This is a genomic window from Vibrio sp. 10N.286.49.E11 (genome assembly GCF_041469505.1).
In the GTDB taxonomy this organism is placed as follows: Bacteria; Pseudomonadota; Gammaproteobacteria; order Enterobacterales; family Vibrionaceae; genus Vibrio; species Vibrio crassostreae_C.
The window spans coordinates 1-15,233 of the sequence record NZ_JBFRKQ010000083.1 but is presented as its reverse complement, the minus strand read 5'-3'; the positions used below and the strand labels follow the sequence as shown (position 1 = coordinate 15,233).

15 protein-coding genes are annotated in these 15,233 nt (G+C 42.9%); 10 read left to right on the top strand and 5 right to left on the bottom strand.

The features are described from left to right. Positions 1–34 precede the first annotated feature (34 nt). From AB4167_RS19195 to AB4167_RS19175, 5 genes are all read right to left on the bottom strand, one after another. The gene (locus AB4167_RS19195) at positions 35–637 is read right to left on the bottom strand and encodes a DUF2971 domain-containing protein (RefSeq protein WP_137002462.1); all 603 of its coding nucleotides are present in this window, start codon (positions 635–637) and stop codon (positions 35–37) included. 338 nt (positions 638–975) lie between these two features. Next, entirely contained in the window at positions 976–1,578 is a 603-nt protein-coding gene (locus AB4167_RS19190; RefSeq protein ID WP_017059668.1) for a porin family protein, read from the bottom strand. Positions 1,579–2,514: 936 nt separating this feature from the next. Next, a complete protein-coding gene (locus tag AB4167_RS19185; RefSeq protein WP_372136909.1) occupies positions 2,515–4,239 on the bottom strand; it encodes an ATP-binding protein in 1,725 nt (574 codons plus the stop codon). Further along, positions 4,239–5,423 (bottom strand): FIST signal transduction protein, encoded by a 1,185-nt coding sequence (locus AB4167_RS19180; protein WP_372136908.1) that lies wholly within the window; start codon positions 5,421–5,423, stop codon positions 4,239–4,241. The genes AB4167_RS19185 and AB4167_RS19180 overlap by 1 nt, the downstream gene beginning before the upstream one ends. Before the next feature lie 115 nt (positions 5,424–5,538). Continuing rightward, positions 5,539–5,904 carry a hypothetical protein gene (locus tag AB4167_RS19175; protein ID WP_372136907.1) on the bottom strand — a complete coding sequence of 122 codons (366 nt, stop codon included), beginning with the start codon at positions 5,902–5,904 and terminating at the stop codon, positions 5,539–5,541. A 252-nt stretch (positions 5,905–6,156) separates the two neighbouring features. Between AB4167_RS19175 and ccoN the strand changes: the two genes are divergently transcribed. From ccoN to uspE, 10 genes are all read left to right on the top strand, one after another. After that, the gene (gene ccoN / locus AB4167_RS19170; protein WP_009846707.1) at positions 6,157–7,590 is read left to right on the top strand and encodes a cytochrome-c oxidase, cbb3-type subunit I; all 1,434 of its coding nucleotides are present in this window, start codon (positions 6,157–6,159) and stop codon (positions 7,588–7,590) included. A gap of 11 nt (positions 7,591–7,601) precedes the next feature. Then, positions 7,602–8,222: a cytochrome-c oxidase, cbb3-type subunit II gene (gene ccoO, locus AB4167_RS19165; RefSeq protein WP_017059643.1), complete on the top strand. Its 621-nt coding sequence runs from the start codon at positions 7,602–7,604 to the stop codon at positions 8,220–8,222. Positions 8,223–8,231: 9 nt separating this feature from the next. Then, complete coding sequence (locus AB4167_RS19160; RefSeq protein ID WP_004733679.1) at positions 8,232–8,405, top strand: CcoQ/FixQ family Cbb3-type cytochrome c oxidase assembly chaperone; 174 nt, start codon at positions 8,232–8,234, stop codon at positions 8,403–8,405. Then, a complete protein-coding gene (ccoP, locus tag AB4167_RS19155) occupies positions 8,405–9,379 on the top strand; it encodes a cytochrome-c oxidase, cbb3-type subunit III (RefSeq protein WP_017063857.1) in 975 nt (324 codons plus the stop codon). The genes AB4167_RS19160 and ccoP overlap by 1 nt, the downstream gene beginning before the upstream one ends. A 108-nt stretch (positions 9,380–9,487) precedes the next feature. Then, positions 9,488–9,967 carry a FixH family protein gene (locus AB4167_RS19150; RefSeq protein WP_017059641.1) on the top strand — a complete coding sequence of 160 codons (480 nt, stop codon included), beginning with the start codon at positions 9,488–9,490 and terminating at the stop codon, positions 9,965–9,967. 5 nt (positions 9,968–9,972) lie between these two features. After that, entirely contained in the window at positions 9,973–12,345 is a 2,373-nt protein-coding gene (locus AB4167_RS19145) for a heavy metal translocating P-type ATPase metal-binding domain-containing protein (RefSeq protein WP_029235332.1), read from the top strand. Then, positions 12,345–12,581 (top strand): cbb3-type cytochrome oxidase assembly protein CcoS, encoded by a 237-nt coding sequence (gene ccoS, locus AB4167_RS19140; protein ID WP_017059639.1) that lies wholly within the window; start codon positions 12,345–12,347, stop codon positions 12,579–12,581. The genes AB4167_RS19145 and ccoS overlap by 1 nt, the downstream gene beginning before the upstream one ends. Beyond that, positions 12,571–13,245 carry a sulfite exporter TauE/SafE family protein gene (locus AB4167_RS19135; RefSeq protein ID WP_048612084.1) on the top strand — a complete coding sequence of 225 codons (675 nt, stop codon included), beginning with the start codon at positions 12,571–12,573 and terminating at the stop codon, positions 13,243–13,245. The genes ccoS and AB4167_RS19135 overlap by 11 nt, the downstream gene beginning before the upstream one ends. Before the next feature lie 86 nt (positions 13,246–13,331). Next, on the top strand, positions 13,332–14,078 hold the full coding sequence (locus tag AB4167_RS19130) for an FNR family transcription factor (RefSeq protein ID WP_017059637.1): 747 nt from the start codon (positions 13,332–13,334) through the stop codon (positions 14,076–14,078). Positions 14,079–14,210: 132 nt separating this feature from the next. After that, positions 14,211–15,161 carry a universal stress protein UspE gene (gene uspE / locus AB4167_RS19125; protein WP_017066876.1) on the top strand — a complete coding sequence of 317 codons (951 nt, stop codon included), beginning with the start codon at positions 14,211–14,213 and terminating at the stop codon, positions 15,159–15,161. Positions 15,162–15,233 lie beyond the last annotated feature (72 nt).

Here is a 15,233-nt window from a genome sequence, read left to right as displayed (position 1 = left end):
TAGGTTCATGGGGCGTTTACGGATTACACTCTACTTAACTGACCACTTCGAAGGTAAACGACTCTTGCTTTGCTATTGCGTGTTTAACAGGGATACCAAGGCGCTGGCAAGTCATCAGAACTTTCAATTTCCTGTCGGCAGGAGCGTGCTCTGACAGAATCACCGAGCTTAGGCACTCTCTATTAAGGTAGAGTTTATTTCCGATCATCTCGTCATCAGGTAATACCCAGCGGTATTCCTTTTCATAACGCCAATTAGAATGCTTAGTTTTGAATATCTCAGCTCCCAGTCTTGATGTTTGTAAACCTCTTAGCGATGCCGGGCGGAACATATTCGGTTCGTCTTCATACTGGACTTCAAAACAGTTGAGATTGGCCTCGCCGTTATAGCAGTTGAGATCATACTCGATACACATGCCTTTAAAGTTGTCACCATACTGCGACCATAGTATTGGGTGGTCGTTCGACTGAGAGAAACACATGATCTTAAAGTTTTGTTGAAGCTCTTTGTTGAATGCGTGGTTAGATTCAAAAGGGTTATTAAAAGTTTTAGCGTAATCAAACCACAACGAACACTCGGAAATAGATTGTATGTTTCTGTCGTGGAGCGATCTGAACTTATAAAGTTTAGGCAACATATCAAACACCTAGTTTACAAAATTGCCTGATGTTAACACTTTAATTTATTTTTAAGGATTGAATGCATAGCATTTGATTGCTTAATCACCAAATTTATTCGTATAACTGTTTGATAGATCAAAATTTAAACACGAAATAGTAGCCTGTTAAAGTGGTTTATTTTGCGTTAGGGCAAAGCTTTCAAGTTGTAACTTTTTACAGAAGATACAACGTAACTTTATTTATGATTGAATTGTCTTGTCAAAGTAGAGGTCGAGTAGGGAAATAGGTGATCAAAATTAAAGCCGAGCTTTAAAAGGACGGCTTTAGTAGTATTGAGCCTACGAGTGAATCAAGTTTAGAAGTGGTACCTTGCACCTAGGTAAGCGGTTTGAGGTGACACATCGATGGATTCAATTTCAACGTTTGCATAGCGGTAACCAATATGGATATCGATGTTGTCTGTTACCATCGCACCAAGCTCAGCACCAACTTGGTAGGCTGCTTCAGACTTAGAGTCTGATACTCCAAAAGCTTTCGCTTCCATATCCATAGAGCCAACACCGGCTAATAAAGATACATACAGATCTAATACGTCACCTTCAACAATAAACTTTGGTTTAATGTTTACGAAGAAAGCATGGCCTTCAATATCCATTAAGTCGTTATAGCTAACTTTTCCGATTTTTCGGTACTCGGCTTCTAGCCCCAGTTTGACGACATCATGTGTATTGAATTCGTAGCCTCCAACCAAGTTATAGCTAAAGTCTGATAGATCAGATGAATCTTCAATGGCGCTGCCACGATATTCTAATTCAGTTTCATTATAAAAGCCGATATCAACACCAGCATAAAAATGACCATGCTCTCTAGGTGAGTTTTCGTTTTCACTAGCAAGCGCCTGCGAGCTGATGCCAAAAAAAGCGGTGAATAGCGATAGGGCGATTGTACTGATTTTCATGTAAAGCCTTCTAAGATAATAAGTTATTCTGTTCCAGAATATGTTAACAAACAAAAGATACTCTAACTAATTGAGAACTAGCCTAAAGATCTGATTTTAAAGACTTGTTGGTAATAGAAGTGTCATTATCGCAGTTATGAGACAAGTTAATATAGTCCAGACAGAGGTTAATAGAATTTATTTTGCACTGTAACTTACGATTAGCCAAGTCGTTTATAGAAGTTCGTTTTGGATGGCAACGCAGTTTGGTAACAATGACCGTTGGGCATCAGAAAATTCAAAGTTAGTGGTTTGAAAAACGAGTACGGATGTTACTGATGACGTTGATAGTTGATTCAATTTGGTGAAGAACAAGCCAACATAGGTAAACAAGACTAGATGATTCGGGAGTTCGCTTGGTCTTTTGGGACCGTTAAATCTAGCGAACAAGAGTAACCAAGTCTTTTCAGTTTATTGGTAGTACGGACAATAGACCGAGAGTTAGTGGAAGCGTTAATCATCTAGGTTCTTTTGGTAAGCAAAATCAGGGTAATAGCTTTTAACACTCAACCAGCAGAGACTCTGGACTAACTTTGGAGAGGCATCCGTAATTAGAAGTCTTAATTAAGTTTGAGCAGACATGTGATAAAGCCATCACGATTTAATCCAATTAACGCGGAGTCAAAGCCAGCCAGTAATTAAATAGATAGATTCATGCGGCGCTGTACGTAAAATTACGCGAGTAACAGGCACTGAAACCCCTCAGATTTCACATACAGTGACTGCGTATTATGTATATTATGTTAAATGGTGTTTGGTATTTATAAGGCAGGTATCTTTGTGCGATGCCCTGCCTCTTATTTATCTACCAAATCGGCGTTCTATTTAACAGTAAGGCTATTTACCATAAAATACCTAATAAACATATTTCCTAATCTTCGATTAAGAATACGTTTATTAGACTTCAAGCATCAATCGATCAATTGCTTCTGTGATCTCTTTGGTTCTTACTGGCTTGGTCACGAAATCATTCATACCAACATCTAAGCACGAACATTTGTCTTCAACTGATGTGTGTGCTGTTAGCGCGACGATTGGTGTTTTGATGTTCGCGTCTCTCATGTATTTGGTTGTGGTTAATCCATCCATTACCGGCATCGACACATCCATTAAAATAATGTCTATCGAGTCGTTGGCTCTTTCCACAAAGCCAATCGCTTCCTCACCATTGCTGGCGATGAAAACTTCGTGGCCTTGTCGCGTTAGGATTAATTTGATCACCATTTGATTGGTTGGGTTGTCTTCGACAACTAACACTGAATAACGGCTTCTTAAATCTCGTGGACAATCATTATCTTCAATGTTGGCCAGATTGTTCGTGACTCTGGTTAGTACTGGCAGCTGTACCTCGAATTTAGAACCTTTTCCTGGTTCACTCTCTACCGATATACGCCCTTGCATCAGCTCAACCAGTCTTTTGGTGATTGCCAAGCCTAAACCTGTGCCGCCAAATCTGCGTGTGATTGTGCTATCAGCTTGCACAAATGGACTGAACAGCGACGAAAGTTGTTGCGAGCTAATGCCAATCCCTGTGTCTTCCACCGTTATATAGAAAGAGCTCTGCTGGTACTTTATAGAAACATGAACATGCCCATGCTCAGTAAACTTAATCGCGTTACCAATCAAGTTAAATAGGATCTGTGCCAAGCGGCTCGGGTCGATGTAATGCAGTTCACCCTCAGGAATATCGCTGGTTATTGTTAGCGGCAAACCTTTATCGTCTGCTGTCTTCTTTTGTTCAGATAATACAAAAGTTACAGTGTCTCTTACGTTGCTCCATTGAGGAGCCAACGAGAAACACCCAGATTCAATCTTAGAAAAATCCAATACGTCACTGATAATTGCCAGCAATAGCTCAGATGATGTGCTCATATTAAGCAGTATAGACTGTTGTTCTTCGTTCAATGATGTGGATTTTAGGGCGTCTATTAGGCCAATTATGGCATTTAGCGGTGTTCTTAATTCATGACTCATCATCGCGAGGAATTCAGACTTGGCCTTGTTGGCTCTTTCTGCGTCTTTTCTTGCTGTGACAAGCTCTGCGGTACGTTCTCGAACGGTTGCTTCAAGCTTTTCTTTGTTCTCAATATCGAAAACAGCACGCTCTATCAACGGTCGAAAACGGTTTAGTGTGGCCTTAGTTTCAATACTAAAGTGCTTGGTATTCGAGTGGATAAAGATGATGACGGATTGTGTTAGTCCGCTATCGATACCAGTAATTAGAACAGAGTTGATTTGATCGAGGATAATGGGATGTAAGGAATTGAATTCACCCAGAGACTTGGGTTCAAAAAGGATGGCGCATTCTCCATTGATCACTCGAGATAACTTGCCACAATCACTCCAATTCATCTGTTCGAAGACTTTGTTATTGCTTAGCAGGGTTTTGAAACTGCCTTCGTTCCCTACCCTTGATACCACGATAAAGTCATCAAACTTAATGTATTTTTTGAGCACGAACTCGAGACTGGAGAATATCTCAGATATGTTACTTGCCTTACTGATCGCAGAGATGGTTGATAAGATCACCCTGTTCTCTTCAGCCAGCTTTCGCTCACGGGCTTTTAGTTTTTGCAGTTCAATACGTGCTTCTTGCAGCGCTTCTTGACCTTCAGAACCCATTACTTTTTCAACCTATAAAACGTTGCAGACGATACCATTAAATTCCCGTGTGCATTCTCGCCACCATAGAGCCTGCCTTGTTCACCAAACGTAAATGGACATATGTATGGGAGCCCATTAAGTGCTTGATTTATTTGGTCACAAACATCATCCATATCTTGTTTAAGGTTCAACATTGGACCGGCACAAAAGATATTGATCGCCCCTAGTTTCTCTTCAAGATCCATGTCGTTGTAGTATGAGGAGTGAATGATATTGGCGGCGCGGCTAATCAACTGTTGCTTAGACCCTTGCATCAAGTAGATGGTGTCGCCTTCACTGATGTCTGTGAATAGCTCAATTCCATTGCACTCCGTCTCTCTGATCGAATGAGACAATTTGAAGTATGGGTAATCGTATGAAGAGCCGACTTTCCTGCCTAGTGGGTAGACTGACGACTTTTCGAAGATATAGCCATCATCACTGCCACCTAAGTGGAAATTAGTCCATTCGTTGTAAACGGTAACGGCTGGCCTGTGGTCTATCTCCAACAAAATTCGGTTTCTTACTTTGGTCACGGTGCCTGAATACCGCGTAGGCGTATGACCCGCGCTGAAAGAGGAATAGATGGACTGAGACGCAAACACTACTGTTAAAGACACACCATTTATAGACAGCGACTCTTCGGTGAAGATACTCCAGTTTCCTGAAACCTGATTGTCTGCAGCACTGCCACCAATAATTGGCACTTCAGTACCAAATTTCTTATCGATAGCCGCCATCACCTTTTCTTCGTTACCCGGTGTGGAATGCAGCAAGATAAGATCAGGAATTTCACCTTCTCGGTTGGCGTTTTTGAGTGCTTTGTCTATCGCGCTGAAGGTACTGCGGTCTATGGAGTCGCTGAAATGTTCGATTCCCGTACCATAGGCGTTGATCCCCGAGTCATAAATAATGAGGACGCCAATGACTGGACCAGAATGAAAACCAGTTTCGGTCATAATGCCGTGACAAGTAGTACAGCCATGTATGGGAGTGTTCGGGAGAGCATCTACGAAATACCTCTGCACAGCGAGTGTCGAATACTCTTCTGTGCAGTAGCAAATAAGACAAGCAATATCGTCAGGGTTTTCCACCCCGCTGAGCAACTCATCTACTGCGATTTTATCGTCTAGGGAGTAAGAGACTTTTGATAGAAATTTCATAGATTCTGGGTAACTTTATTAATGCTCTCTTTATAACACTTTAATGCATTGTGTTTCACTGACTTGGTACATATTTCTATCAAAAGACCCGAGGCGTGCCCCAGTTTTATCTCTGTTACTCCTTAGAAATGTTTACAGAATACGTGCTCACCTGTTGTGGAAATGTAACCGTTATTGAGGAGGTCTTATCATTAGTTTGTAACAGCCAATTTGATGGCCCTTTTTCTTCCAGAATTCCGCTTTCATTATAGCTAATGATAAATTTGCCAGTTTTAGATGTTTCGATCGAATACCCTAGGTTATCGCCCGAAATTAAAACATTATGATTATCAATACCAAATTCACAAGGTTTTGAAACTATACAGTTTACTGTTTCGTTATTATCGTATGTTACTGTTCTCCAAGTAAATGCAGCTATTAAAATAACCAACATGACGATAATTTGAACAAGCCTGCCTTTTGTTAGCTTTTGTGCCGCCATTATAATCTTTACTCCTTGTTACAAAGTTCAAAGTTTTTAAATAAAAATCCAATTCCAGACCAAGCGTAAGGTTACTACTCTGTCATTGATTTGTTAATTCAAGTATAGTGTCGCGTTGAAAATGCCACTTTTTTTTAAAATCAGCAAGTGGAAATAAAGCCCTGAATAGGCTGAATTTCCTTTTCTAATTTGGGTGGCATTACGACGTGAGTCGTGTTGGAAGTAAAGTGTAGTAAATAAGAAATTGGAAGCATGCAAATGAGCCAAGAAAAGCAGCTTGAACAAAACTACAACTATACGGTCGTCCGTCAATTTACCCTAGTTACAATTTTGTGGGGTATTGTCGGTATGGGCGTTGGTGTTTTGATTGCCGCTCAATTAGTTTGGCCACAGCTAAACTTTGATACGCCGTGGTTGACGTACAGTCGTTTACGTCCCCTGCATACTAATGCGGTTATTTTTGCGTTCGGTACAAGTGCGCTGTTTGCAACATCATATTATGTTGTACAACGTACCTGTCAGACGCGTCTCTTTGGTGGCCCTCTCGTAGCCTTTACCTTTTGGGGTTGGCAAGCGATTATCCTGTCCGCTGCAATTACTTTACCGTTAGGTTTAACCTCTGGTAAAGAATACGCAGAACTTGAATGGCCAATCGATATTGCTATTACTCTTGTGTGGGTAGCTTATGCGGTCGTGTTCTTCGGAACCATGATTAAACGTAAGACATCGCACATTTACGTAGCAAACTGGTTCTTCGGAGCCTTCATTATCACGGTTGCCGTGTTGCACATCGTTAACAGCCTAGCTGTTCCTGTCTCTGCGTTTAAATCGTACTCGATTTACTCCGGAGCGATCGATGCAATGGTGCAATGGTGGTACGGACACAATGCGGTAGGCTTCCTATTGACAGCTGGTTTCCTAGGTATGATGTACTACTTCGTTCCTAAACAAGCTGGTCGCCCTGTTTACTCTTACCGTTTGTCGATTGTTCACTTCTGGGCTCTCGTGTCTCTGTATATCTGGGCTGGTCCTCACCACCTACACTACACTGCACTTCCTGACTGGACTCAATCTCTAGGTATGGTTATGTCTTTGGTTCTGTTTGCTCCATCTTGGGGTGGCATGATCAACGGTATTATGACTCTATCTGGTGCGTGGCATAAGCTTCGCTACGACCCAATCCTACGTTTCCTAATCGTTTCTCTATCATTCTACGGCATGTCGACTTTCGAAGGCCCAATGATGGCAATTAAAACGGTTAACGCACTATCTCACTACACGGACTGGACTATCGGTCACGTTCACTCTGGTGCGTTAGGTTGGGTTGCAATGGTTTCTATCGGTTCGGTTTACCACTTAGTTCCTAAACTATTTGGTCAAGAGCGTATGTACTCTGTATCCCTAATCAATGTTCACTTCTGGTTAGCAACGATTGGTACGGTTTTCTACATTGTAGCAATGTGGATCTCTGGCGTGATGCAAGGTCTGATGTGGCGTGCAGTTAACTCTGACGGTACATTAACTTACAGCTTCGTTGAATCTGTAGAAGCGTCTTACCCGTTCTACTTTGTACGTTTCTTAGGTGGTTTCATCTTCCTATCTGGTATGTTCTTAATGGCATACAACACGTACAAAACTGTTTCTGCACCTAAAGATAGCCTTAAAGCTATCCCTCAACCGGCTTAAGGAGATTTAGAATGAGCTCAAATTCAAATAATCGCCATGAGTTGGTAGAGAAGAATGTTGGCCTACTAGCGATTCTTATCGTTATTGCTATCAGTTTTGGTGCTTTAGTAGAAATTACCCCACTTATTTTCCAAAAGCAGACTACTGAACCTGTAGAAAATCTACGTGTTTACTCTGCTCTGGAAATGGAAGGTCGTGATATCTACATTCGCGAAGGTTGTAACGTATGTCACAGCCAAATGATTCGTCCTTTCCGCTCTGAAACTGAACGTTACGGTCACTACTCTGTAGCTGGCGAAAGCGTTTGGGAACACCCATTCCTATGGGGTTCTAAGCGTACTGGTCCTGATTTAGCGCGTGTTGGTGATCGTTACTCTGATGAGTGGCACCGCGTTCACCTTATCGACCCTCGCGAACTTGTTCCTGAATCAAACATGCCTGGTTTCCCATGGCTTGCTGAGAATGTACTTGATGGCAAATTGACTAAACAGAAGCTTGAAATCTTCCGTAATCAATTTGGTGTTCCTTACACAGACGAACAAATTGCTAACGCTAAACAAGATGTTGAAGGAAAAACAGAGATGGATGCAATCATCGCTTACCTTCAATCGCTTGGCCACGCAATGAAATAAGGAATAATTATGGACATTATTACATTTCAAAGTGTTTGGACTGTTACTGTTTTTGCTTGTTTCATCGGCATCGTTTGGTGGGCTTTCGGTAAAAATCGTAAGTCGCGCTTCGACGAAGATGCAAACCTAGTGTTCGCTGATGAAGCACCTGCGAAAGATAAAAATCAAGGAGTGACGAAGTAATGAGTACATTCTGGAGTATTTGGGTAACAGTAATCACAATCGGTACATTGATTGGCTGTGCAGCCTTACTTCGTTGGTGTTCCAACGATAAAACAGGTGTAGAAGAAGGTCAGGATATGGGCCATGAATACGATGGTATTCGTGAGCTTAATAACCCGCTACCTAAATGGTGGACATACCTTTTCGTTAGCACAATTGTGTTTGCAGCTGTTTATCTAGCTCTATACCCAGGCCTTGGCAACTTTAAAGGTCTACTAGGTTGGACGAGTTCAAACCAAACAGTTCGTAGCGTAGAAGAGTCTCGCTCTGCAATCGCTGCTGCGCAAGCAAACAAACAGTTAGACGCATACGCGAAAGAGCTTGATGATGCAGACACCTACTTTGGTGAAGCATTCAGAAAGCTAGCTCACGACGAAAATGGTCTACGTTCCGTCCCTGACATTGCATCAGATGCCGATGCAATCAAAGTGGGCCAACGTTTGTTCCTACAAAACTGTTCTCAGTGTCACGGCTCTGATGCACGTGGTCAGAAAGGTTTCCCGAACCTAACTGATGACGCATGGTTATATGGTGGTGAACCACAAGCTATCGTTACTACCATCATGCATGGTCGTGTCGGTCAAATGCCAGGTTGGAAAGACGCTCTTGGCGAAGAAGGCGTAAAAGAAGTAGTTAGCTACACGCTTAGCCTTTCTGGTCGTAGCGTAAACGCACGTGAAGCAGAGGCTGGTAAAGCTCGCTTTGTAGTGTGTGCAGCGTGTCACGGTACTGATGGTAAGGGTAACCCTGCTGTTGGCGCCCCTGACCTGACTGACCGCGACTGGCTATTCGGCGATTCTCGCGCTGATGTGACGGAAACAGTCATGTACGGACGTTCTGGTGTAATGCCGGCTTGGAAGGACATCCTCGGTGAGGATAAGGTTCAGCTCGTCTCTGCCTACGTCTGGAGCCTCAGCAACTCAGATAAAGAGTAACATAATAATAACAGCCCCTTCTTAAGGGGCTGTCTTTCTTTTACAGTTATAACCTTAAGTGTTTGTAAAAATTAGTTTTATTTCATTGTATATATTGAGAATAATAATATGGAACAACCTTGGTATAAGCAGTTTTGGCCGTGGTTTTTGATCTTCCTAACCGTTGGCGTTTCTATGCTAACATTGGTTCGAGTCGCGATACTTACCAACCATTCAGTTAACGTTGTCACTGAAGATTACTATAAAAAAGGTAAAGGTATTAATGTCGACATTTCGAAAGTAAATGTTGCTAAAGAGCTTGGCTTATCAGCTTCAGTTAGCGAGAAAGGTAACTCAGTTATCATTACTCTCGACAAAGGCAAACTAGACCACTTCCCTGCTATTAGCGCAATGTTCGTGCACCGAACGCTGCCTGACCGTGATTTTACTCAGCTACTGACCGCTGATGCGAGAGGCAACTACACGTTGACTCTGGATCATGAAATGCAAGGTCCATGGTTTATCGAGCTTTCTCCGCATGATTCTGAATGGTTAGTGCAAGGTCGCATGAACTTCCCTATTGATACTCCTACTCAACTAACGAACTAAATCTTATGTGTGAATCCTGTTATCACTGCGGTGAAGATGTACCAGCGGAAACGGATTTTAAAGTAGAAATCTTAGGATCGGTGCGACCTATGTGTTGTCCGGGTTGCGAAACCGTAGCCCAGACAATCGTTGATAGCGGTCTGGTCTCTTACTACCAATATCGTACCGCTCCAGCTGAAAAAGCGGATCTCGTGCCAGAGCAACTTCTGGCACTCAGTCATTACGACAACGAAGATGTTCAATTGGAGTTCGTCCGTAACTCTGAAAACACATCTGAAGTGACATTGTCACTAGAAGGTGTCTCTTGTGCTGCTTGTGCTTGGCTTATTGAAAAGCAAGTCTCTTCAAAGTTAGGGGTTGTTAGTATTCGTGTTAATACCACGACTAACCGCGCCCTGCTCAGTTGGGACAACACTCAGACGAAACTGAGCGAGCTGTTGTCTGCAATCCATACCTTAGGCTACAAAGCCGCACCTTTTGAGGCTGATCAACAAGAAGCCGCCTATCATCGATCGATGAAGAATTATCTCTATCGTCTTGGCATTGCTGGTTTAGCAACCATGCAGGTCATGATGCTGGCTGTTGCGCTTTATCTTGAAGTCTTTGGTAACCTTGAGCCCGAATTCAAAAGCTACTTCCGTTGGGTGAGCTTAATCTTTGCAACACCGGTTCTGCTCTACTCTGCATTGCCTTTCTATATCAACGCGTGGCGTAGCCTCAAAGGTCGAACATTGGGTATGGATGTACCTGTGTCGATCGCTCTTTTGTTTGCCTACGTTGCAAGTTTGGTCGCAACGGTGACAGAGAAAGGTGAAGTATTCTTCGAATCTATCTCGATGTTTACCTTCTTCCTACTGCTTGGTCGTTTCCTTGAAATGCGCGCTCGTCGTAAAGCCGCCGCTGCTAGTGGTAACCTGCTTAAGCTCGTTCCTGCTATGGCAACAACGTTAGATGGCGAACAAGTTCCAGTCAAAACCTTAAAAGTTGGCGACCAAATTCGCGTTCTACCGGGTGAGCACATTCCTGCCGATGGCAAAGTATTGTCTGGCAGAGTTCATATCGATGAATCGATGCTGACTGGCGAATCTATCCATGTGGTCAAAAACGAAGGCGATACCGTCTTTGCTGGTACATTGAATGGTGATGAATCATTTGAATTGGAAGTAATGACGTCAAAAGCGGATTCGGTTATTTCCAATATCGTTCGCCTGCAAGACGAAGCGCAATTGTCTAAACCCCGCATTGCAGAAATTGCTGATGTTGTGGCTCGATACTTTGTTGCGGTGATCTTAATCATCTCATTCGGTACTTGGTTTTACTGGCACCAAACACGACCAGAAGACGCTTTCTGGATCATGCTTTCGGTATTGGTCGCAACGTGCCCTTGTGCTCTGTCACTTGCAACACCGACGGCGATTACTTGCTCAACGTCTCGCATGGGTAACTTCGGTATTTTGCTGCGCAAAGGCCACGTATTCGAAACCTTGTGCAAAGTAAATCACTTGATCATCGATAAAACAGGTACATTGACTGAGGGTGATATTCGTATCAGCCAAGTTGAAACCTTCGCTGAACTTGATAAAGACACTTGTCTCAAAGTAGCGGCGAGCCTGGAACAACACGCTAACCACCCTATCGCTAAAGCGTTTAAGACTCATATTTCAGATGATATCGAAGTAGAGTCTGTCAATAACGTAATTGGTTCAGGCATCACTGGTGAGTGGAACTGCCAAGAAGTTGCGATTGGTAGTAGCGAATTCATTCTAGGCGAAGCTCAACCATCGGAAAGCAACGGCATTTACTTGTCGATGGCGGGCCGTCATATCGCGACGTTCACTTATGAAGATCCCATTCGTAAAGAAAGCATCGAGTTTATTAAGCAATTTAAAGAAGCGGGCATCAAAACAACTCTACTTACTGGCGATTCTTTGATCAATGCGAAGCCTGTTGCTGAAGAGATCGGTATTACTGATATTGTTGCTAACGCAAAACCTGAAGATAAACTTGCTTACTTGAACTCTCGAGATGCAAGTGACATTACTATGATGGTTGGCGATGGGATAAACGATGCCCCTATTCTTGCGGGTGCTCACCTTTCTGTCGCTATGGGCGGCGGTACGGATGTGGCGAAAGCCTCTGCGGATATGGTGTTGTTGGGTGATAAGCTTGATAGATTACTTAAGTCGCGTACTTTGGCGTTAAAAACGCGTAAGATAATTCGTGAAAACCTAGCTTGGTCATTAGGGTATAACTTACTGATCCTTCCATTGGCCGTTGCGGGTTTGGTTGCTCCATACATTGCCGTTGTGGGCATGTCTGCCAGCTCTATTATTGTTGTGTCTAACTCGTTAAGGCTTTTAAAAGAGCAAGGTAAATAATGGAAAGTTTATACATTCTGATCCCCATTGCGATTGTTCTGGTGTGCATCGCTGTTGGTATTTTTCTATGGGCGGTGAAGAGCGAACAGTTTGAAGACCTAGAACGTCAAGGTCACAACATTCTGTTTGATGAAGACGAAAAGGCTCACAACCATTCTGATAGCAAACCTGTCAAGAATGAGAAAGCCAACAGCGAAAGCCAAACTAACGTAGACAAAAAGAACGATGACGCCTGATTGGATCGGAGCCTTTGTTGTTGGATTGATCGGCGCAGGCCATTGCATGGGAATGTGTGGTGGTATTGCGTCGCTTCTTTCTATTGGCAACAGTAAACCTTCCCCTGTTATTCCCCTACTTTATAACCTAGGCCGCTTGCTAAGTTATGCCGTGATTGGTGGTGTGATTGGCGGTGCAATCTCTTCGATAGGTCAGCTAAGCGATTTTAACGCTCTGCTGGGCTGGCTGCGATTATTTGCTGCTGCCTTTATGATCGTCTTAGGTTTGTATATCGGTAAATGGTGGTTCGGCTTGTTGTTCTTTGAAAAAGTCGGACAGAAGCTATGGCGCTATATCTCTCCTTTAGGTAAATCATTTCTACCATTGAAGCACCCTAGCCACGCTTTGCCGTTTGGCTTTATTTGGGGTTGGCTACCATGTGGCTTAGTTTACTCAATGCTTACGTGGGCGGCCGTATCAGGAAGTTGGTACAACGGTGCCGGTATCATGCTTGCTTTCGGTTTAGGTACGCTTCCAGCAATGCTCACAGTAGGCATGGGCGCTAATTTCCTCAAAAAACTGCAACAAGCTGACTTATTTCGGCAATTAGGCGCAATTTTAATCCTCCTTTACGGTTTCTATACCGGATATATGGCATTGCAGCTCATTATTTATACCGTATAGGTAATCTTTAAATCCGGTTTTTTTACTACCCAACTGGATAAAGGAATGCTAAAATATTGACGTATATCAAATAGTGAAAGATTGTTATGATTTCTGAAAAGCCTGTGACGAAACGTGTTCAGTCTGGTGGCTGTGCGATCCATTGCCAGGATTGTAGTATTAGCCAGCTCTGTATTCCGTTTACTTTGAATGAATCTGAACTCGATCAACTTGATCAGATCATTGAGAGAAAAAAGCCTATTCAAAAAGGCCAAGAGTTATTTAAAGCCGGTGACGAGCTTAAATCTCTATATGCTATTCGCTCTGGAACGATCAAGAGCTACACGATTACCGAGCAAGGTGATGAGCAGATTACTGCATTCCACCTAGCGGGCGATCTTGTTGGCTTCGATGCGATTACTGGTGACCAACACCCTAGTTTCGCACAAGCGCTAGAAACTTCTATGGTATGTGAAATCCCATATGAGATTCTTGATGACCTATCAGGAAAAATGCCTAAATTGCGTCAGCAAATTATGCGCCTGATGAGTAACGAGATTAAAGGTGACCAAGAAATGATTCTGCTTCTTTCTAAGAAGAACGCGGAAGAGCGCCTTGCTGCATTCCTTTACAACCTTTCTACTCGCTTCTCTCAACGTGGCTTCAGCCCGCGTGAGTTCCGCCTAACGATGACTCGTGGTGATATTGGTAACTACCTTGGTTTGACTGTTGAAACAATCAGCCGTCTTCTAGGTCGTTTCCAAAAAGCAGACATCTTGAGCGTTAAAGGCAAATATATCACTATCGAAGATCACGATGCGTTGATGGAACTTGCTGGCGTTTCAAAAGAATAGTCTAGATATCAATGATGTAGTTCAATAATGAGCTACATCATGTTTCTCTCTTAAAACCTCTTATATTTCTCTTAATCTCTCCATAACTACGCTACATTATTTATATGTTCGGTCTGAAAAGTAGGCTTAGTTATGAGTATCTATAACAAAATTTTAGTTGTCGCAGACATTAATCACGATGAGCAGCCTGCTCTATTTCGTGCTATCCAACTTGCTAAGAAAAGCACCTCAACAAGCCACATCACTTTCTTTTTGTCGATATACGACTTCTCGTATGAAATGACATCTATGCTCTCTATCGATGAAAGAGACGCAATGCGCAAAGGCGTAATTCATCAACGCGAAATTTGGATGAATAAAGTCGCAGAACCTTACCTAGATGATTCTATTGAATTTAATGTACAAGTGGTTTGGCATAACCGCCCATACGAAGCGATCATTGCCGAGGTTTACAGTGGTGAGCACGACATCTTAATCAAAGGTACGCGTAAACACGATACTTTGGAATCTGTCATCTTCACTCCAACCGATTGGCATCTGTTGAGAAAGTGCCCTAGCCCAGTGCTATTGGTTAAAAACGATTTCTGGCCAGATCACGCGAAGATTTTTGCTTCAGTTCATGTAGGTTCTGAAACAGAAGCTCATTTAGAGCTTAACGATACGATGGTCGACAGATTGCTAGAGATCACCGGTCGTTTGGATGCGGAACCGTTCTTGGTGAATGCCTACCCTGTGACACCTGCGAATATTACCATTGAACTGCCAGAGTTTGATCCAACGTCTTATACCGATGCGGTTCGTGGCCATCACTTAACGGCAATGAAAGCATTGCGCCAGAAGCACGGTATGTGTGAAGAACAAACTGTGGTTGAACAAGGCTTGCCAGAAGATGTTATTCCTCGCGTCGCTTCTGAAAATAACGCTGCGATGGTGATTCTGGGTACAACGGGTCGTACTGGCTTGTCTGCCGTGTTTATTGGTAATACCGCGGAACATGTTATCGATAAGATTAACTGTGATGTGTTGGCTCTTAAACCGTCTGGTTACGTCAGCCCACTAGACCCTAACCTTTCGAAAGGTTAAGTCATAGAAAAGTTTAACTTATAAAAAAACGCCTCAAGCATTGCTTGAGGCGTTTTTGTTGTGCGCCGAGCA